16 protein-coding genes are annotated in these 17,856 nt (G+C 65.9%); 14 read left to right on the top strand and 2 right to left on the bottom strand.

From position 1 onward, the window contains the following. The first annotated feature begins 249 nt into the window (after positions 1-249). The 8 genes from glmS to tsaD all read left to right on the top strand — a co-directional run bounded on the left by glmS (position 250) and on the right by tsaD (position 8,717). A complete protein-coding gene (gene glmS / locus WBQ44_RS07725) occupies positions 250-2,112 on the top strand; it encodes a glutamine--fructose-6-phosphate transaminase (isomerizing) (RefSeq protein WP_495566130.1) in 1,863 nt (620 codons plus the stop codon). Between the two features lie 28 nt (positions 2,113-2,140). After that, a complete protein-coding gene (locus tag WBQ44_RS07720; protein WP_495566129.1) occupies positions 2,141-3,580 on the top strand; it encodes an NAD(P)H-hydrate dehydratase in 1,440 nt (479 codons plus the stop codon). A 65-nt stretch (positions 3,581-3,645) separates the two neighbouring features. Next, entirely contained in the window at positions 3,646-4,875 is a 1,230-nt protein-coding gene (alr, locus tag WBQ44_RS07715) for an alanine racemase (RefSeq protein WP_495566128.1), read from the top strand. After that, positions 4,872-5,912: an alpha/beta fold hydrolase gene (locus tag WBQ44_RS07710; protein ID WP_495566127.1), complete on the top strand. Its 1,041-nt coding sequence runs from the start codon at positions 4,872-4,874 to the stop codon at positions 5,910-5,912. The genes alr and WBQ44_RS07710 overlap by 4 nt, the downstream gene beginning before the upstream one ends. A 49-nt stretch (positions 5,913-5,961) precedes the next feature. Beyond that, complete coding sequence (gene tsaE / locus WBQ44_RS07705; protein ID WP_495566131.1) at positions 5,962-6,444, top strand: tRNA (adenosine(37)-N6)-threonylcarbamoyltransferase complex ATPase subunit type 1 TsaE; 483 nt, start codon at positions 5,962-5,964, stop codon at positions 6,442-6,444. Positions 6,445-6,512: 68 nt separating this feature from the next. Then, on the top strand, positions 6,513-7,184 hold the full coding sequence (tsaB, locus tag WBQ44_RS07700; protein WP_495566126.1) for a tRNA (adenosine(37)-N6)-threonylcarbamoyltransferase complex dimerization subunit type 1 TsaB: 672 nt from the start codon (positions 6,513-6,515) through the stop codon (positions 7,182-7,184). 13 nt (positions 7,185-7,197) lie between these two features. Beyond that, on the top strand, positions 7,198-7,677 hold the full coding sequence (gene rimI, locus WBQ44_RS07695) for a ribosomal protein S18-alanine N-acetyltransferase (protein ID WP_495566125.1): 480 nt from the start codon (positions 7,198-7,200) through the stop codon (positions 7,675-7,677). After that, positions 7,674-8,717 carry a tRNA (adenosine(37)-N6)-threonylcarbamoyltransferase complex transferase subunit TsaD gene (gene tsaD, locus WBQ44_RS07690; protein WP_495566124.1) on the top strand — a complete coding sequence of 348 codons (1,044 nt, stop codon included), beginning with the start codon at positions 7,674-7,676 and terminating at the stop codon, positions 8,715-8,717. Before rimI ends, tsaD begins: the two co-directional genes overlap by 4 nt. 51 nt (positions 8,718-8,768) lie before the next feature. Here the strand turns inward: tsaD and WBQ44_RS07685 are convergent, their stop codons facing one another. Continuing rightward, positions 8,769-10,493 (bottom strand): Hsp70 family protein, encoded by a 1,725-nt coding sequence (locus WBQ44_RS07685; protein ID WP_495566123.1) that lies wholly within the window; start codon positions 10,491-10,493, stop codon positions 8,769-8,771. A 370-nt stretch (positions 10,494-10,863) separates the two neighbouring features. Between WBQ44_RS07685 and WBQ44_RS07680 the strand changes: the two genes are divergently transcribed. The 3 genes from WBQ44_RS07680 (at position 10,864) to groL (ending at position 14,162) form a co-directional block, all read left to right on the top strand. Further along, a complete protein-coding gene (locus WBQ44_RS07680; protein ID WP_495566122.1) occupies positions 10,864-11,922 on the top strand; it encodes an LLM class flavin-dependent oxidoreductase in 1,059 nt (352 codons plus the stop codon). Between the two features lie 232 nt (positions 11,923-12,154). Next, positions 12,155-12,454, top strand: a complete 300-nt coding sequence (groES, locus tag WBQ44_RS07675) for a co-chaperone GroES (RefSeq protein WP_075838861.1) — start codon at positions 12,155-12,157, stop codon at positions 12,452-12,454. Positions 12,455-12,548: 94 nt separating this feature from the next. Further along, a complete protein-coding gene (groL, locus tag WBQ44_RS07670; protein ID WP_495566121.1) occupies positions 12,549-14,162 on the top strand; it encodes a chaperonin GroEL in 1,614 nt (537 codons plus the stop codon). Positions 14,163-14,236: 74 nt separating this feature from the next. On the opposite strand, the gene WBQ44_RS07665 is transcribed toward groL, so the two are convergent. Further along, the gene (locus WBQ44_RS07665; protein ID WP_495566120.1) at positions 14,237-14,530 is read right to left on the bottom strand and encodes a WhiB family transcriptional regulator; all 294 of its coding nucleotides are present in this window, start codon (positions 14,528-14,530) and stop codon (positions 14,237-14,239) included. Between the two features lie 812 nt (positions 14,531-15,342). Here WBQ44_RS07665 and WBQ44_RS07660 point away from each other — a divergent pair. The 3 genes from WBQ44_RS07660 to WBQ44_RS07650 form a co-directional block, all read left to right on the top strand. Continuing rightward, positions 15,343-16,158, top strand: coding sequence for a hypothetical protein (locus WBQ44_RS07660; protein ID WP_495566119.1), 816 nt, complete (start codon positions 15,343-15,345; stop codon positions 16,156-16,158). Between the two features lie 124 nt (positions 16,159-16,282). After that, positions 16,283-16,861 (top strand): sigma-70 family RNA polymerase sigma factor, encoded by a 579-nt coding sequence (locus WBQ44_RS07655; RefSeq protein ID WP_068432163.1) that lies wholly within the window; start codon positions 16,283-16,285, stop codon positions 16,859-16,861. Next, on the top strand, positions 16,854-17,856 hold a 1,003-nt coding region (locus tag WBQ44_RS07650; protein ID WP_495566118.1), incomplete at its 3' end, for an anti-sigma-D factor RsdA. The genes WBQ44_RS07655 and WBQ44_RS07650, both read left to right, overlap by 8 nt.

The following is a 17,856-nucleotide window of genomic DNA, read 5'->3' as shown; positions in this document are numbered from 1 at the left end:
GTATCGCTCGGCGCCGAGCAGCCAGCCGTGCCCGAAGGCGACGCCGGGCAGGTTGTAGCCCTGCGCCGGGGTGAACACGATGCCGGGCTGACCGGCCAGTGCAAGGTTTCCGCGAAGCACCTTGTGCGGACCACGTTTGCCGAGGAGAGCTGCGAGCTTCTTTGGTGTCGCCACGGGGGCAACGCTATCGGATCGGGTGGGTTCGACGCAGGTACGGGCCTGTCGGCTCGGCGGGTACCCTGAACCACCATGTGCGGAATCGTGGGATACGTCGGCCACCGCCCGGCTCTGGGCGTCGTGGTCGAGGCGCTTCGGCGCATGGAATACCGGGGTTACGACTCCGCGGGCATCGCAATCCTCGATGGGGCGGGCACTACAGCTGTCGAACGCAAGGCTGGGCGGTTGGCCAATTTGGAGGCCGAGCTCGACGAGATCGGCCTCGACACGTTCGTCGGTACGGCCGGTATGGGTCACACCCGTTGGGCCACTCACGGTCGCCCGACCGACCGCAATGCGCACCCGCACCGGGATGCGTCGGGTGCGGTGTCGGTGGTGCACAACGGGATCATCGAGAACTTCGCGCCGCTGCGTGCCGAGCTGGAGACGGCGGGCGTCGAGTTCCTCAGTGACACCGATACCGAGGTGGCGGTCCACCTCGTGTCGCAGGCCTACGCGACGGGCAGGACGCAAGGCGACTTCGTCGAGAGCGCCAAGGCGGTCGTTCGCAGACTCGAGGGTGCGTTCACGCTGGTGTTCACTCACTCGAAGCACCCGGACACCATTGTCGCAGCGCGTCGTTCGACTCCACTGGTGGTCGGTGTCGGCGTGGGTGAGACGTTCCTCGGGTCGGATGTCGCCGCGTTCATCGAACACACGCGTGAGGCAGTCGAGCTGGGGCAGGATCAAGTCGTCGTCATCACCGCCGACGGTTACGAGATCAGCGATTTCGACGGCACTCCCGCCACAGGACGTCCGTTCCACATCGATTGGGACCTCGCAGCTGCCGAGAAGGGCGGCTACGACTACTTCATGCTCAAGGAGATCCAGGAGCAGCCTGCTGCCATCGCTGACACGCTGCTGGGGCATTTCGTGAACCGGCGAATCGTGTTGGACGAGCAGCGCCTCTCGGATCAGGAACTGCGTGAGGTCGACAAGATCTTCGTGGTGGCGTGTGGCAGTTCATATCACTCCGGGTTGCTGGCGAAGTACGCCATCGAGCATTGGGCTCGGCTGCCCGTCGAGGTGGAGCTTGCCAGCGAATTCCGGTATCGCGACCCGGTTCTCGACCGATCCACACTGGTGGTTGCCATTTCGCAGTCGGGAGAAACCGCCGACACCCTCGAAGCCGTTCGGCACGCCAAGGAGCAGAACGCGAAGGTGCTCGCGGTCTGCAACACCAACGGCTCGCAAATTCCGCGTGAGGCCGACGCCGTGCTCTACACCCGCACGGGCCCCGAGATCGGCGTCGCGTCCACCAAGGCGTTCCTGGCGCAGGTGACCGCCAACTACCTCGTCGGCCTGGCCCTGGCTCAGGCCCGCGGCACCAAATACCCGGACGAGGTGGCCCGCGACTTCGCAGACATCGAAGCCATGCCCGAGCTGGTGCAACGTGTGCTGGATTCGGTGGAGCCTGTCCGTGCGCTGGCGCGCGAGCTTGCCACGTCGCCGACGATCTTGTTCCTCGGACGTCACGTCGGGTACCCGGTCGCACTGGAGGGCGCACTCAAGCTCAAGGAGCTTGCGTACATGCACGCCGAGGGCTTCGCGGCAGGCGAGCTCAAGCACGGGCCGATTGCATTGATCGAGGACGGTCTGCCCGTCATCGTCGTCATGCCGTCGCCCAAGGGCCGCGCCGTGCTGCATTCGAAGCTGCTCAGCAACATCCGCGAAATACAGGCCCGCGGTGCACGCACCGTCGTGATCGCCGAGGAGGGAGACGAGGCCGTCCGGCCCTACGCCGACCACCTCATCGAGATCCCGGCGGCGCCGACTCTGCTGCAGCCGCTGCTCTCGACCGTTCCACTGCAGGTTTTTGCGGCCGAGGTGGCGCAGGCACGCGGTTACGACGTCGACAAGCCCCGCAATCTGGCCAAATCCGTCACCGTCGAATAGCGGGCGTTCCGCAGGTAAGGACCTGACGATGCGGCAGTATTACACCCCGGACCATGTCCGTTCGGCCGAACGCCCGTTGCTCGCATCCTTGCCGCCCGGCGCGCTGATGCGTCGGGCAGCTCATGGGCTCGCGAGTGTCGTTACGGCCGAACTGACGGCCCGGACGGGCGGGGTGTTCGGGCGCGCTGTCTGTGTGCTGGTGGGGTCCGGGGACAACGGCGGCGACGGACTGTGGGCCGGTGTGGCGTTGCGGCGTCGCGGTGTGTCGGTCACTGCAATTTTGCTGAAGCCGGAAGAAGCCCACCCCGACGGCCTCGACGCGTTCCGCCGAGCGGGCGGAAAGATCGTGACGACGCCGGGGGCGCCCGACATCGTGGTCGACGCGATCGTGGGAATTTCGGGCCGAGGCCCTCTGCGTCCCGATGCGGCGGAACTCGTGGCCGCGATCAGCGCGCCCGTCGTTGCCGCCGACATTCCCAGCGGGGTCGACCCGTTGACGGGAGCCGTCGACGGTCCTGCGGTTCGTGCCGCGGTCACGACCGCGTTCGGGGCACGCAAACCTGTTCACGTGTTGGCGGTGCCGTACTGCGGCAGGGTTGAACTCGTCGATATCGGTCTCACCCTGCCGGAGCCGTTCTTCGAGGCGCTGGAACCCTCCGATGTGGGGTCTCTGTGGCCCATTCCACGGGCGCAGGACGACAAGTACTCCCAGGGCGTCGTCGGAGTCGTCGCGGGGAGTGCCCAGTACCCGGGCGCCGCGCTGCTGTGCGCCGGCGCAGCCGTCGCCGCCACATCCGGCATGGTCCGCTATTCAGGAACCGCCGCCGCCGAGGTGGTGTCGCATTACCCGGAGGTCGTGGCGGTCACCGACCTCGACAAGGCGGGACGTGTGCAGAGCTGGGTGGTGGGGCCCGGATTCGGCACCGGCAACCACTCGAAGGCGTGGCTCTCCGAAATACTTGCTTCCGACCTGCCTGTCGTCGTCGACGCCGACGCACTCACGATCGTCGCGTCCGCCCCCGACCTGGTGCGCGGGCGTACCGCACCCACCTTGCAGACGCCCCACGCAGGCGAGTTCGAACGGCTCACCGGCGCAGCGCCCGGCCCGGATCGGGTGTCTGCGGTGCGGGCACTGGCGTCGGACTGGGGTGTGACCGTGCTGCTCAAGGGTCGTGCAACCGTCGTCGCAGCTCCCGACGGCCGCGTGCTCGTCAACGACGCTGGAGGCTCGGCAGCGTCCACCGCTGGTTCCGGTGACGTCCTCTCGGGCGTCCTCGGGGCACTCGTGGCATCCGGACTCGAGCCGTTGACCGCGGCGGGATGTGGGACGCGTGTGCATGCACTTGCCGCGGCGACGGCGGCCCACGGTTCGGACGGCGAGTTCGCCGCGCCGATCTCTGCGGGTCCGCTGCTTTCCTCGATCCGCGACGCCATCCGAATTGTGCGTTCGGTCGCGGCCGAGGTGTAGCAAAAAGGCCGTCTCGTCGGGCCGAGTGCACTTTTGCCGAACGTCGGGTGGCACTATCGACTGCTGTGGAGACCGGAAGAACTGCGACGAACGACGGAGCCGTCGACGACCCGGACACCGGGGCAGGGTCGACTGTCACGGTGGACCTCGCTGCGATCACCCACAATGTGCGGGTTCTCGTCGACCACGCAGGAGACGCGGCAACCATGGTTGTCGTGAAGGCCGACGGCTACAACCATGGTGCACTCGCGGTGGCGCGGACCGCGGTGGCGGCCGGGGCCTCCGAATTGGGTGTTACGACGGTCGGTGAAGCCATCGCTCTGAGGCAGGCCGGCGTCTCGGCTCCGATCCTGTCGTGGCTACATCGCCGGGATACCGATTTTGCGCCTGCAATCGACAACGGGATCGAATTGGGAGTGTCGTCGGAGTCGCAGCTGACGGCGGTGGTCGACGCAGCCCGCCGGACCGGCCGGACTGCGGTGGTGACGCTCAAGATCGACACGGGCTTGAACCGCAACGGCGTCGAACCGGACGCCCTGGACGTTGTGCTCTCGTCGCTGGGCCGTGCGGTCGCGGAAGGCTCGGTCCGCCTCCGCGGCATGTTCTCGCACCTTGCCTGCGCCGACGAGCCGAACCATCCCGCGAACGACCGCCAAGCCGCTGTACTCGCCGAGTCCGTGAGACGCGCTCGCGCGGCGGGTCTTCGGCCGGACATCGTGCACCTGGCAAACTCGGCGGCTGCGTTGACGCGGCCCGATCTGCGTTTCGACATGATCCGTCCCGGTATCGCCGCGTACGGGCTGTCACCGATCCCCGAGCTCGGGGGATTCGATTTGGTTCCCGCGATGACGGTGTCGGCGGAGGTAGCGCTGGTCAAGAAGGTCCGGGCCGGAGAAAGCGTGTCGTACGGCCACACGTGGACAGCCCCTGAGGACACCGTCCTAGCACTGATTCCGATGGGGTATGCCGACGGCGTTATCCGCAACCTCGGTGGGCGCTTCGACGTCTCGATCGCAGGCATGCGGTATCCGTCGGTCGGCCGCGTCTGCATGGATCAGTTTGTGGTGAATCTCGGCCCGAGCGGCAGCGGCGTTGCGGAGGGAGACACGGCAGTTCTGTTCGGGTCCGGTGACGACGGTGTGCCCGTCGCGCAAGACTGGGCGGATACGCTGGGCACCATCCACTACGAGGTGGTCACCGGTATCGGTGGACGAGCACGGCGCAGATACGCCGGCGTCGGTGCTCCCGAGGGCCCTCGAATTCCGTCGACGACACCCGAGGAGGCGCCACGGTGAGCCTGGCTCAGAACCTCGGCATCCTGGGCAGCGTCGGTATCGCGCTCCGCGAGACCCTGCTGCGCTCCAACAAGGATCCGCTTGCGGCCGAGAACCTGGAACTCATGGACGCCGACCGTGGCTCGATCGTCGTCGCCGACGACGGTGTACCGCTGGCGATCCGCGAGGTCGGACCGACGGACGCTCCCGTCACCGCAGTGTTCGTCCACGGATACTGCCTGCGGATGTCGTCGTGGCACTTCCAGCGGCAAGCCCTCGAACAGGAGTGGGGATCGAGCGTCCGCATGGTCTTCTACGACCAGCGCGGGCACGGCCGATCCGGCACACCCACCACCGAGAGCTGCACCATCGCTCAACTCGGTCTGGACCTCGACGCGGTGATCAGATCGGTCGCCCCGCGCGGCAGGCTGATGCTCATCGGCCACTCCATGGGCGGCATGACGATTTTGTCTCTGACGCGGCAGAAGCCGCAGCTGGTCCGGGAACGTGTCATCGGGGTCGGGCTGATCTCGACCACAGCAGCCGGTCTTGCCGAGAACGGGCTCGGCCGCAGCCTCGACAACCCGGTGGTCGACGCCTTCCGTCGCGCGGTCCGCACCTCGCCCGGCGTCGTCCAGTTCGGCCGTGGTGCAGCCAAGGCGCTCATCGCTCCGGTTCTGCGGGCTGCGTCCTACGGAACGCGGGTCAGCCCCCGATTGGTGGCCTTCACACAGAAGATGATCGACGACACGTCGGTGGTCACCATCGTCAACTTTTTGAAAACCCTCGAACTACACGACGAGAGCGACGCGTTGGTCGAGCTGGAGCGCATACCCGTCACCGTGGTGTGCGGCGACGACGACTGGATAATTCCGTTGGCCAGCTCCATCGCGATGGCCGATGCCCTGCCGAACGCAGAGATGGTGCGGGTGCGCCAAGCCGGGCACCTCGTGCAACTCGAATTCCCGGACAAGGTGAATGCGGCTCTCGTCCGTCTGGGCACTCGCGGAAAGGACTTCGGTGGGCGGCGTCGATCCGGGCGGAGGGGCATTGTCTGAGAGCGACGACGCGGCGATCTCGCAACAGGACGAGCTCACGTGGTCCGGACTGCACTTCGACGGCCGCGAGATCATCCTGCCGACGACGTCCGACACGGAGAACTTCGGCTACCGGCTGGCGCAGACACTTCGTGCGGGCGACCTCGTCGTTCTCGACGGTCCGCTCGGTGCGGGCAAGACCGCGATGACGCGGGGGATCGCGGTCGGTCTCGGAGTGGTCGGCCGAGTGAGTTCGCCGACGTTCGTCATTGCTCGTGAACACCGGCCCGGCGTGCGCCCGAACGGAGAACCAGGCGTGACGCTGGTGCACGTCGACGCCTATCGCCTCGGCATGTCGGGCGAATCGGCACTCGACGAACTCGACGCTCTCGACCTCGACTCCGACCTCGAGGATGCGGTCGTCGTCGTGGAGTGGGGCGAGGGTCTGGTGGAGAAACTCGCCGACAGTCATGTCTCGGTGCGGATCAGCCGCGACGACGACACCGACGCCCGCCTGGTACGCGTGCAGCGAATCGGCTCGGCCCAGCAATAGCTGTGTACCGACGGCCGTGTCGACAGCCGCATCCGGACCGCGGTGACATGCGGGTACTCTGAATCACCGTGCTCGTTCTCGCCGTCGATACCTCCACACCCGCTGTCATTGCCGGCGTGATTTCTCTGACCGGCGACGATCGGACCGGCATGCGAACGCTTGCCCGGCGTGTCGTCGTCGATGCCCGCCTGCATGCCGAGATCCTTACTCCCAACATTGTGGAATGCCTCGCCGAAGCTCGGCTGAGCCCCGCTGATCTGGATGCGGTCGTCGTCGGCGTGGGTCCCGGGCCGTTCACGGGCCTGCGGGTCGGTATGGCAACGGCCGCGGCGTTCGGTGATGCGCTGGGTCTCCCCGTGCACGGTGTCTGCAGCCTCGACGCCATCGCCGCTCAGGTGATCGACGAGGTCGACCTGCTCGTGGTCACCGACGCGCGCAGACGTGAGGTCTATTGGGCCGAATACTGCGACGGCGTTCGGGTCGCGGGCCCGGACGTGTCCGCGCCCGATCTGGTCGACCGCGGCAACGCCGCGGCCGCGGCCGGATCGCCGGCACACGCGGCGTTGTTCGACCTGCCCGTGCGTGACATCGAATCGCCGTCGCCGGAGGGATTGGTCTCCGTCGCATACGAAGTGCTGATCGCAGGCGGCGTTCCGGACCCGTTGGTTCCGCTGTATCTGCGACGACCGGACGCCAAAACCATCGAGGAACGCGCGGCCGCGAAAAGGGCTTCGCTGTGAAAAAGGCTGCGCTGTGACGGTCGAGATCGCACCTCTGCGCGCGGAGGACGCGGCGCGTTGCGCCGAACTGGAAAGTGTTCTGTTTCCGGGCGACGACCCGTGGCCCGAACGGGCATTTCTGTCCGAACTCGCTGCGCCGCATAATGTTTACGTCGCTGCCAGAGAAAATGGACGCCTGCTCGGGTATGCGGGCATCGCGTTGCTGGGCCGCGGTGCATCTGCGGAGTCTGAGGTCCACACCATCGGTGTGGACCCGGCCGCGCACCGTCGCGGTATCGGAGGCGCCTTGCTCGATGCGCTTCTCGCTGCGGCCGATCGGCACGGCGGGCCGATATTCCTGGAGGTGCGAACCGACAACACCGCGGCGATCGAGTTGTACTCGAGAGAAGGCTTCGTGATCGTCGGAACCCGACGCAACTATTACCAGCCCAGTGGCGCAGACGCATTCACGATGCAGCGACGCGGTACCGAGACGGGGGAGGCGACACCATGATCGTCATGGGAATCGAAAGCTCGTGTGACGAGACGGGCGTGGGTGTCGTGCGCTGGAACGACTCCGGTGTCTGCGAGTTGATGGCCGACGAAGTTGCCTCGAGCGTCGACGAGCACGCGCGATATGGTGGTGTGGTTCCCGAGGTGGCGTCGCGGGCGCACCTCGAGGCAATCGTCCCGACCATGCGCCGTGCGCTGGCAACGGCAGACATCGATCGCCCGGATGCCGTCGCGGTCACCATCGGTCCCGGCCTGGCAGGTGCTCTACTGGTCGGTGTTGCCGCGGCAAAGGCGTATGCAGCGGCGTGGGGAGTGCCGTTCTACGCGGTGAACCATCTCGGTGGACACGTCGCCGTCGATACACTGGAACACGGACCGATGCCGTCGTGTGTCGCTCTGCTCGTCTCCGGCGGGCACACCCACCTACTCCATGTCGACGATCTCGGTGCGCCCATCGTCGAACTCGGTACCACCGTCGACGATGCAGCGGGTGAAGCCTTCGACAAGGTTGCCCGTCTGCTCGGCCTCGGTTACCCGGGTGGTCCGGCACTCGACGACGCTGCCCGCCAGGGCGATCCGAACGCCATCGCGTTTCCCCGGGGCATGACGGGTCCGCGTGACGCGAGGTACGACTTCTCGTTCTCCGGTGTGAAAACGGCAGTGGCGCGGTTCGTCGAAGCGCGTCGCCGAGCAGGGGACGAGATACCGGTGGCAGATATCGCCGCGTCGTTCCAGGAGTCGGTGGCAGATGTGCTGACGCTCAAGGCCGTTCGGGCTGCCACCGACGTCGATGTGGACACGGTGGTACTTGGCGGGGGAGCCACAGCCAACTCGCGCATTCGGTCGATGGTCGAGTCGCGCTGTGCCGCAGCTGGATTGACGTTGAGGATTCCAAAGCCGCGGCTGTGCACCGACAACGGTGTCATGATCGCCGCACTCGGTGCACATCTCGTGGCAGGCGGGGCTCCGCCGTCGGATCTGCGAGCTGCGACCGATCCGGGACTGCCGGTCTCCACCAGCATTACCTCCGGCCGTCGCTGACTCAGCCGGGAACCGGCAACGCTGACTCAGCCGGGAGCCGGCAACGCTGACTCAGCCGGGAACCGGCAACGCTGACTGCACGGTCGTCGACGATTCGGGCGTCCGAGATTCGGTCCACGCGGTGTCGCCCGCCGGCGCGGCCGGAGGTGGGGTCCACACCGTGGGCGGCGGCGTCAGCTCGGGCGAGGTGGGAACGCCGTTGACTTCGGTCGTGGGTGCCCCGATCGTCGTCGGCTCGATCTGGGTGGGTGGAGCGATCTCCGTCGGACTCGGTGTCGGAACTGGAACCTCCGGCGTGGTGACGGGTGGTGTCGTCGTGGGCGGCGTGGTGACGGGTGGTGGCGTAGTCGTCGACGGGGGCGGCGTCCCGCCGCCTGGGCCGCCTGGGCTGTCAGGCAGCGGAACCTCAGTCGACTCGTCCGGCGACGGGCTCGGCAGCGTGGGCGGCGAGGCAGGTGGCTGTGCGACGTCGACTTCAACTTCGTCGGGCTGCGCGCGCGCCGGCTGGGAAGGCCACGGAATGATCGGCAGATCGGGCGCGGGATGCAGCGTGGGCGTTGCGGGTGCGCGTGCAGTCGTCCACGCCGACGACGGCGAAGTCGAACTCATCTGCGGGTATGTGTCGCCGTCCGTGGTGGCACCGACGTCGGATGTACTCGTTGCTGTGTCGTCCAAATCCACGTCGGCTATGGACTCTTCGACGCCCGCGACTGCCCTGGCCGACGGTACGGCCGAACCTGCGGGCGAAACGCCTGCGTCGTCGCTCGGCGTCAGCGCCTGGAGTCCGTATGCGAGCACGAGTCCACCCGCCACCAGAGCGCCTGCCAGAACGCCGGACAACCGGCCCATGGATCGACCGTCGCCGTCGGCTCCCCTGCCGGCGACGGGATAGGAGCTGGACTCGGACTCGAGTGCGAGCAGTGCTGCGCCCGTGGCGAGGACCGTATCGGGGTCGGGGGGAACGACGACGGTGAGGCGCAGAGTCGACTCGAAGCCGACTCGGACGCACGGGATGTGCGCGCTGCCGCCGATGAGTGCGACGGCGTCGAGGCGAGCGTCGACCGAGGCAGCGGTGGCGGCGGTGAACCGTGCGAGGGCCTCCACATGCGGTTGAACGGCCTCCTCGAGCGTGACGCGGTCGATGGTCGCGGCGTCGCCGGTTCCGCCCGCTGCTGCCGACTCGTGCATCGACAGCTGTTCTTTGACGGAGCGGCTGCGTGCCGTCACTGCACCGCGATCGTCGCGCATCGACCCGGGTCGGGCGTGGAGTAGGTCCCTGACCAGTCGGTCGACGACGACTCCACCGAATGTGTCGGTGCGATCGTCGATTCGGACGTGCCCAGTAACGGTGTCGACGATCGACACCGTTGTTCCCGTGGCTCCGATGTCGACGATCGCAACGGTTCCGTAGCGTGCAATCAGTCCGGAATCGTCGAAGAACGAGGCGGCTGCGGCAGCCTCCGGCACGAGCCGCGCGCTGCGGTGCGAACCGGACAGCGCCGATCGGACCGACGACAACTGCCCTGGACTCCGGTAGGTGACTGCGATCTGGTCGACACTGCGTTCGCCGCGGTGTGCAGCTGTGCCTGCGGGCGTGGGTGCGAGCGACACCATCAGTTCGATCGCGGAAGCGACGAGGTCACCGGTATCGGTATTGACTTCGCGATCTGAGGAGACGGTGCGGTGTTCGACGGTGCGCGAACCGTCGTCCGCCGCCACGACGAGCGCAGCGCAGACGACTTCGGCGCCCGAGGAGACCCCGATGGCAGCCTTCATCGTGCACCCCCCACCCTGTGGTCGATTTCGAACGCAGCCGCGCGGGCCTGGTTCGAGGTGCGCCGTACTCGAATCGGTGCAGCGCCGACATTGTTGTCGCGTCCCGTTATCTTAACGTTACAGAGCTCCCCGCGCGAATGTGAATCGCCGCACCCGGTCTATATCGACGGTGGATACAAAACAATTGGCGGCCATTCTTTTCCTGGACCAGGCGATGATCGACGTGGAGAGAAAGGTGCCTCGACCTGCGCCGATGACGGGCTCGACTGCAGCGAAAAGCGGAAGTCCGCGTCCGATCACCTACGAACAGTGGAGGCATCCGAAACATCGCAAAAATTCCGACGAGTGCGTCTCGCATTAACCTTTTCCTATGAGCATCCACCCGTTCGAAATGGGCGTCACCACGTTCGTCGAAACGTATCCGGACCCGCGTACAGGCGAGGTGAGAAGTCACGGGGACCGCCTGCGCGAGGTAATCGAGGAGGCGCAGGCCGCTGAAGAAGCGGGCCTGGACATCTACGGCGTCGGCGAACATCACCGGGAGGATTTCGCGGCTTCTGCACCGGCTGTCGTTCTCGGCGTCATCGCCGGTTCGACCCGATCCATTCGGCTGACGAGCGCCGTCACCGTGCTCAGCTCGGACGATCCGGTTCGGGTGTTCCAGGATTTCGCCACGCTGGATCAGATGTCCTCCGGTCGTGCCGAGATCATCGCCGGACGCGGGTCGTTCACCGAGTCGTTTCCGCTGTTCGGCTATGACCTGGCCGACTACGACGAACTGTTCGACGAAAAACTCGACCTGCTCGTCGCCCTGACGCAGTCGGAGCGCGTCACCTGGTCGGGCACGCATCGCAGCGCGCTACAGAACGTTGCCGTATACCCGCGGCCGTTCCAGGATCCGCTGCCCGTCTGGGTCGGTGTCGGTGGAAACCCCCAGTCGGTCGTGCGCGCCGCCTCGTACGGGCTGCCGATGGCGCTCGCGATCATCGGCGGCGAGCCCGCGCGATTCGCACCGTTCGCCGGCCTGCACCGTCGGGCACTCGCCGAATTCGGCAAGCCGCCGGCGCCGATCGCAGTTCACGCACACGGTTACGTCGGTGAGGTGACCCAATCCGCGGCCGACGAGTTCTTTCCGCCCTACCGAGTCGCGATGTCGCACATCGGGCGCGAGCGTGGGTGGGGCCCGATTTCGAGGGCGTCGTTCGAGGAATCTCGGTCGGCCGACGGCTCCCTGTTCATCGGTGACCCGAAGTCGGTCGCCGACAAGATAGTCACGACGGCGCGCACCCTCGGGCTCGAACGGTTCATGCTGCACATCAGTGTCGGGACGTTGCCGCACGAAAAAGTCCTGCGATCGATCGAACTGTTGGGCACCGAGGTGGCGCCGCTGGTCCGAGCCGCGATGGCGAGTGCTGCGGCGCGGACGTGAGCGGCTGCGTCTGGAACGAACGGGGGTCGGGAAGGCCGGTCTCGAAAGCTTGCAACCGTTGGGGTTGAGTGCTGGCACTCGCGTGTATAGAGTGCTAGTTGGCGCTGAGCGAAGTCCCGGCACCCGCGACGACGGGAACGAGCGAAGAGCTGTGAACGTAAAGAAAACCGAAAACACAGCAGTCCGGGGATCCGACCCCGGACGCGTACCCCATAACTTTGGAGGGCTCAACGTGGCGAGCGTGAAAATCAAGCCGCTCGAGGACAAGATCCTCGTCCAGGCCAACGAGGCCGAGACGACGACCGCCTCCGGTCTGGTCATCCCCGACACAGCCAAGGAGAAGCCTCAGGAAGGCACCGTCGTCGCAGTCGGCGAGGGTCGTGTCACCGAAAAGGGCAACCGGATCCCGGTCGACGTCAAAGAAGGCGACACCGTCATCTACAGCAAGTACGGCGGCACCGAGATCAAGTACGCCGGCGAGGAGTACCTGATCCTGTCGGCACGTGACGTGCTGGCTGTCATCGGCAAGTAAGCCTTACGCATTCCGCCCCGGAGCCCGACACACTCGGTCCCGGGGCGGACTGCGTTTCGATCGAGTCACGAACTCGAAGGAGTAGTCCCAGAAGATGTCCAAGCAAATCGAATTCAACGAGAACGCGCGTCGCGCTCTCGAGCGTGGCGTCGACAAGCTCGCCGACGCCGTGAAGGTGACGCTCGGGCCCCGCGGCAGGCACGTCGTGCTCGCCAAGGCGTTCGGCGGCCCTACGGTCACCAACGACGGTGTGTCCATCGCCCGTGAGATCGACCTGGAAGACCCGTTCGAGAACCTCGGTGCGCAGCTCGTCAAGAGCGTCGCCACCAAGACGAACGACGTCGCAGGCGACGGAACCACCACCGCCACCGTGCTGGCTCAGGCCCTCGTGCGCGGAGGACTCAAGAACATCGCGGCGGGCGCCAACCCCATCGCGCTGGGCGCCGGAATCGCCAAGGCTGCAGACAAAGTCGCCGAAGCACTTCTCGCTGCCGCCACCCCCGTCGAGGGCAAGGAAGCCATCGCTCAGGTCGCCACGGTGTCCTCGCGTGATTCCGAGATCGGCGAGCTCGTCGGAGAGGCGCTCACTCGCGTCGGTGCCGACGGCGTCGTCACCGTCGAAGAGTCGTCCAGCCTGAGCACCGAGCTGGTCGTCACCGAGGGCGTGCAGTTCGACAAGGGCTACCTGTCGCCGTACTTCGTCACCGATGTCGACGCACAGCAGGCTGTCCTCGAAGACGCCTACGTGCTGCTGCACCGTGAGAAGATCACCTCGCTTCCCGACTTCCTTCCTCTCCTCGAGAAGGTCGCCGAGAGCGGCAAGCCGTTGTTGATCATCGCCGAGGACACCGAGGGCGAAGTCCTGTCGACCCTCGTCGTCAACTCGATTCGCAAGACCATCAAGGCAGTCGCAGTGAAGGCCCCGTTCTTCGGCGACCGTCGCAAGGCGTTCCTCGACGACCTCGCCGTCGTCACCGCCGGTCAGGTCATCACCGCGGACGTCGGCCTCAGTCTGAAGGAAGCCGGACTGGACCTTCTGGGCCAGGCTCGTCGGGTCGTCGTCGGCAAGGACGAAACGACCATCGTCGACGGTGCGGGCACGCAGGCCGACATCGACGCTCGCGTCGGTCAGCTGCGTCGCGAGATCGAGAACACCGACTCCGAGTGGGACCGCGAGAAGCTGGAAGAGCGGCTCGCGAAGCTCTCCGGTGGCGTTGCCGTCATCAAGGTCGGTGCAGCCACGGAAACCGAGCTCAAGGAACGCAAGTTCCGTGTCGAGGATGCTGTCAACGCAGCAAAGGCGGCTGTCGAAGAGGGCATCGTCCCCGGTGGCGGCTCCGCGCTGACACAGGCTGCGCTCTCTCTCGCCGACAACCTCGGCCTTTCGGGTGACGAAGCAACGGGCGTCGGCGTCGTGCGCACTGCACTCAACGCGCCGCTGTTCTGGATCGCATCCAACGCGGGTGTCGACGGATCCGTCGTCGTCAGCAAGGTTGCCGAATTGGCGAAGGGGCACGGTTTCAACGCCGCCACCCTGACCTACGGCGACCTGCTCGCCGACGGTGTCGTCGACCCGGTCAAGGTGACGCGCTCGGCCGTCGTCAATGCGGCGTCCGTCGCACGGATGATTCTGACGACCGAGAGCGCGATCGTCGAAAAGCCGGTCGAAGAAGTCGAGCAGACAGGCGGACACGGCCACAGCCACTAGTTGGTGACACCGTTTCACACCGAGCAGGGCCCCTTCCGGCTATCGGAAGGGGCCCTGCTTCGTTTCCTGACTACCTATACGGCCAGTCGGCGACGGTTGTGCCGGGCATGCATCTCGCGTTCGGTCTCGGACATGCCGCCCCAGATGCCGTACGGCTCGGACACGCTCAGTGCGTGTGAGCGGCACTGGGCGAGTACGGGGCAGCTTCGGCACATTTCTTTCGCACGCATTTCGCGCTGAGCACGGGCTCGTCCTCGTTCGCCGTCGGGATGAAAGAACATCGACGAGTCGACTCCACGGCACAGGCCGTGCATCTGCCAGTCCCAGATATCGGCATTGGGCCCAGGGAGGTGGTTCGGCTGTGGCATTTCTTGACTCCTAGGGTGTGTGCTCGCCGGCAACGTGCGAACCGTTCTCCTGCGACGCGTCTCGTGGACGCCTGCAGGACGTGAACTGTGCGTTCTGTTCTGCGGTGAGGACGATCTTGTGGTGAACTCGTTTCTGCCGGGTTGAGCGATAACGCTTATCCGAGCGGAACCATTGCAACGCTATGTGTGCGCACGAAATCGCGTCAAGAGTTGTTCACCGTGGTGATTTACATAGTGCAAACTCCAGAATTTAACTCTGTTGACATTTACATCGAACCATTCTCGTGCGTGCCATTCGTACCCCGCTCGTGCGTCTTTCGGGCCGAGCCCGGTCGTATTCAAGCGTTCGCGGACAGTCGGACGCGGGCGGCCATCGGAGATCGGACGGTGGGCGTAGTGCAAGATTGCGACCGCGTGCGCGACGTAGTGGCTGCTGAGGGCCTGTATTAGGTGGATCACTGACGAGAAGGGTTGCCGAGGGCGGAGGGGCCCGAATCGACGTGACCCGGTCGGTGGTCGCCTCGCCGAATGGGGTCGTCGGTGGGAGAACGAAGTGCGACCGAAGGTCTGCCCGATTGCTTTCGTCCGTACCGTGCCTCGAGCAGTTAACCTATCGGCTACATGTTCGTCAGTTTCCTCTTACCGCCAGTTCATTTGGTCGCATTGTTAATTCCGTGAAACATATAGCCGAAATGTCGGACGATGAAGCGGAATCGAGGAATGCGCCCGAACGGCCCACACCAAAAGTGCACCGTTGCGGTAATGCTCATTCGAATGCACGTGGGTTCCAGGCGTCCTTGTACCGTGAGCCGGTGAGCTTTGATATCGAGGGTGTCGCCTGGGGTGAGGATCCCGGCCGCTGGCCTCTGGGCGCGGCGCACGACCCTCTGTCCAGTTGGCATCGCGGTGTCGCTCTTGGGGGACAGGGCCGCTACGCCTCGGCGCTTGCAGAACTCGACCGGCTCGAGCGCGACGCTGATCTGTCCAGTGCGCTACGTTCTCTCGCTGCGTCGACCAGGGCGTCGTGGGCCAGGCAGGCCGGTGCGCACGGACTGGCTGCGCGGTACGACGGGCGGGCGATCGCATCGGTCGGGTTGAACGGACCTCTGGCGTCGCCCATGCTGACGGATGCGCGGTGCGATGCTTTGACCGGCCTGGCTGCCGACGCTCTCGGCCGCGGACGGTTCAGTGCGGCCGCGGCGTTGCTGTCGCGGTGCGAGGCGGTGCTCGGTGAAGCGGGCAATACCGAGCGGCACCGGCACCGGCGTCAGCGACTGAGGCTGTGGTGGGTGCGAGCCGAACTGGCCATGGTCTCGGGTGACGGCGCTGCCGCCGTCCGACACGCCACTGCTGCTCTTGCACTCTCGACCGATACCATTTCGTTACGTCACCGGGTGAAGACGGAGCTGATAGCGGCTGCGGCCTACAGCTCGATCGGAGACGTCGAGCGCAGCCGTACTACGGCGGAGCAGGCGCTCGGCACCTGTTCGGAGCGCTCGCTCATCCCCTTGCGCTGGGCGGCCGCCATGCTGCTGAACGGACTGGGGGATGCGGCGACGGCGCGGCCCATCATCGACGAGTGCGCTGCCGTACTGCGACGGCGAGGTATCCACCTCGCCAGGGCGTGAGCCCACGAACCGAGTGGTTCGATTGTGGGGGTGGAAGGTCGCTATCCTTACGGGGTTCCACCCTTGCTGGTGGAAGCGCCCGTCGGAGCGGCGGCGTCACTGTAACGCGGGGAATCCTTGAGCGATGAACAACACGGGTGAGGAGTTGGACTCCTTCGTCGCTGCCGCAGCGCAAGGCGAACGAGCCGCACTCAGCCGAGTTTTGGAGATCATTCGTCCTCTCGTGGTGCGGTATTGCCGTGCCCGAGTGGGTTCCGCGGAGCGTGGTCAGCTCTCTGCGGACGACGTCGCGCAGGAGGTCTGCTTGGCAGTCATGACCGCCTTGCCGCGCTATCAGGATCAAGGCAGACCTTTCATGGCCTTCGTCTACGGAATCGCGGCCCACAAGGTTGCAGACGCGCATCGCAGCGCTTCGCGTAACAAATCGGACCCGGCTGCCGAAGTACCAGATGTCGTGTCTACAGAACACGGACCGGAGCAACGTGCTCTGGAGTCCGAGTCGAGTAGACAGATGACCGCCCTGCTGGACACCCTGCCCGCAAAGCATCGAGAAATTCTGGTGCTCCGACTGATCGTCGGATTGTCGGCAGAAGAAACAGCAGCGGCAGTGGGCAGTACTGCAGGCGCCATCCGCGTGGCTCAACACCGAGCCATCGCGAAGTTGAAGAACGAAGTTGTGAAAGCGGGTGAAATGTATGGCTAGGAACAACGGCCGTGATGGCATTCCCCGTATCGGTCAGTTCGATCGATCGGCGCAGACGGCAGCGTCATCGCAGGCATCCGAGCTCGGCGACCGTGCCGATTCCGGGCCCGTCGACATTGCGGCAGTGCGCCGGGACGACGAGTTCATCGAGGCCATTCGCGGCGAAGGCCCGATCGCCACCGACGACGCCGACGAGTACCAGCTCGCGCTGCTCCTTACGAGCTGGCGTGCCGAGATCACCGCTCCGGCTCTGCCTGCAGGTCCGGGCCTGAACGAGGTTGCGGACGCCGTCGATCGTGAGATTGCAGCCGTTGGCCTCCGCAACAAGGCACCGCGTAGCTCGCGGCCGAGTTTGCTCCGCCCGGTCGCCGGCGCCGCTGCAGCCATTGCTGTCGCCATGGGCGGCCTCGTCGTCTTCTCGTACAACTCCGCACCCGGCGATCCCTTGTGGAACGTCAAGTCGGTCGTATTCTCCCAGCAAGCCGAGTCGACGGTCGCGCAGATCGATACGACGACCAAGCTAGAACAGGCCGAGCAGCTGATCGCGTCGGGTGACGTGTCCGGTGCGCAGGCTCTGTTGGCAGGCGCGTCGGAATCCACGGGTTCCATCATCGATCAGACTCAGCGCTCCGACCTGGAGATATGGTTGCAGCGGTTGCAGGAGCAGGTCCAGACGGTTGTACCTGCAGTTCCTCCGTTGCCGCCGGTCCCGGATTGGACTCAGTTCATCCCGGAACTCCCGCTTCCTCAGGCCCCGGTTACTCCGCCTCCATCTCAGGCAGCCATTCAGCCACTTCCAGTGACGCCGGACCTCTCGGTGCCGCCGGTGACAACCGTTCCGACGGCCCCCGTGCTGCCCGAGGTGCCCGCGCCCGTCACGACCACGGACACGATTCCGACGGTGGTGAACGAACCGAGCCCAACGACCGCGACGGCCAGCGGTTCCGGCGCGGACGGCTCGTCCTCGGCCCAGACGAACACGCTCAACGGCGGCT

Origin of the sequence: Rhodococcus sp. (in: high G+C Gram-positive bacteria), from assembly GCF_049591685.1 — a bacterium.
In the GTDB taxonomy this organism is placed as follows: domain Bacteria; phylum Actinomycetota; class Actinomycetes; order Mycobacteriales; family Mycobacteriaceae; genus Rhodococcoides.
This window is presented reverse-complemented; position numbering and strand designations above follow the sequence as displayed.

Coding starts and splice junctions, on each gene's coding strand:
- glmS (WP_495566130.1), top strand. CDS start 250: ATGTGCGGAATCGTGGGATACGTCGGCCACCGCCCGGCTCTGGGCGTC.
- WBQ44_RS07720 (WP_495566129.1), top strand. CDS start 2,141: ATGCGGCAGTATTACACCCCGGACCATGTCCGTTCGGCCGAACGCCCG.
- tsaD (WP_495566124.1), top strand. CDS start 7,674: ATGATCGTCATGGGAATCGAAAGCTCGTGTGACGAGACGGGCGTGGGT.
- WBQ44_RS07685 (WP_495566123.1), bottom strand. CDS start 10,493: ATGAAGGCTGCCATCGGGGTCTCCTCGGGCGCCGAAGTCGTCTGCGCT.
- WBQ44_RS07680 (WP_495566122.1), top strand. CDS start 10,864: ATGAGCATCCACCCGTTCGAAATGGGCGTCACCACGTTCGTCGAAACG.
- groL (WP_495566121.1), top strand. CDS start 12,549: ATGTCCAAGCAAATCGAATTCAACGAGAACGCGCGTCGCGCTCTCGAG.
- WBQ44_RS07665 (WP_495566120.1), bottom strand. CDS start 14,530: ATGCCACAGCCGAACCACCTCCCTGGGCCCAATGCCGATATCTGGGAC.
- WBQ44_RS07655 (WP_068432163.1), top strand. CDS start 16,283: ATGAACAACACGGGTGAGGAGTTGGACTCCTTCGTCGCTGCCGCAGCG.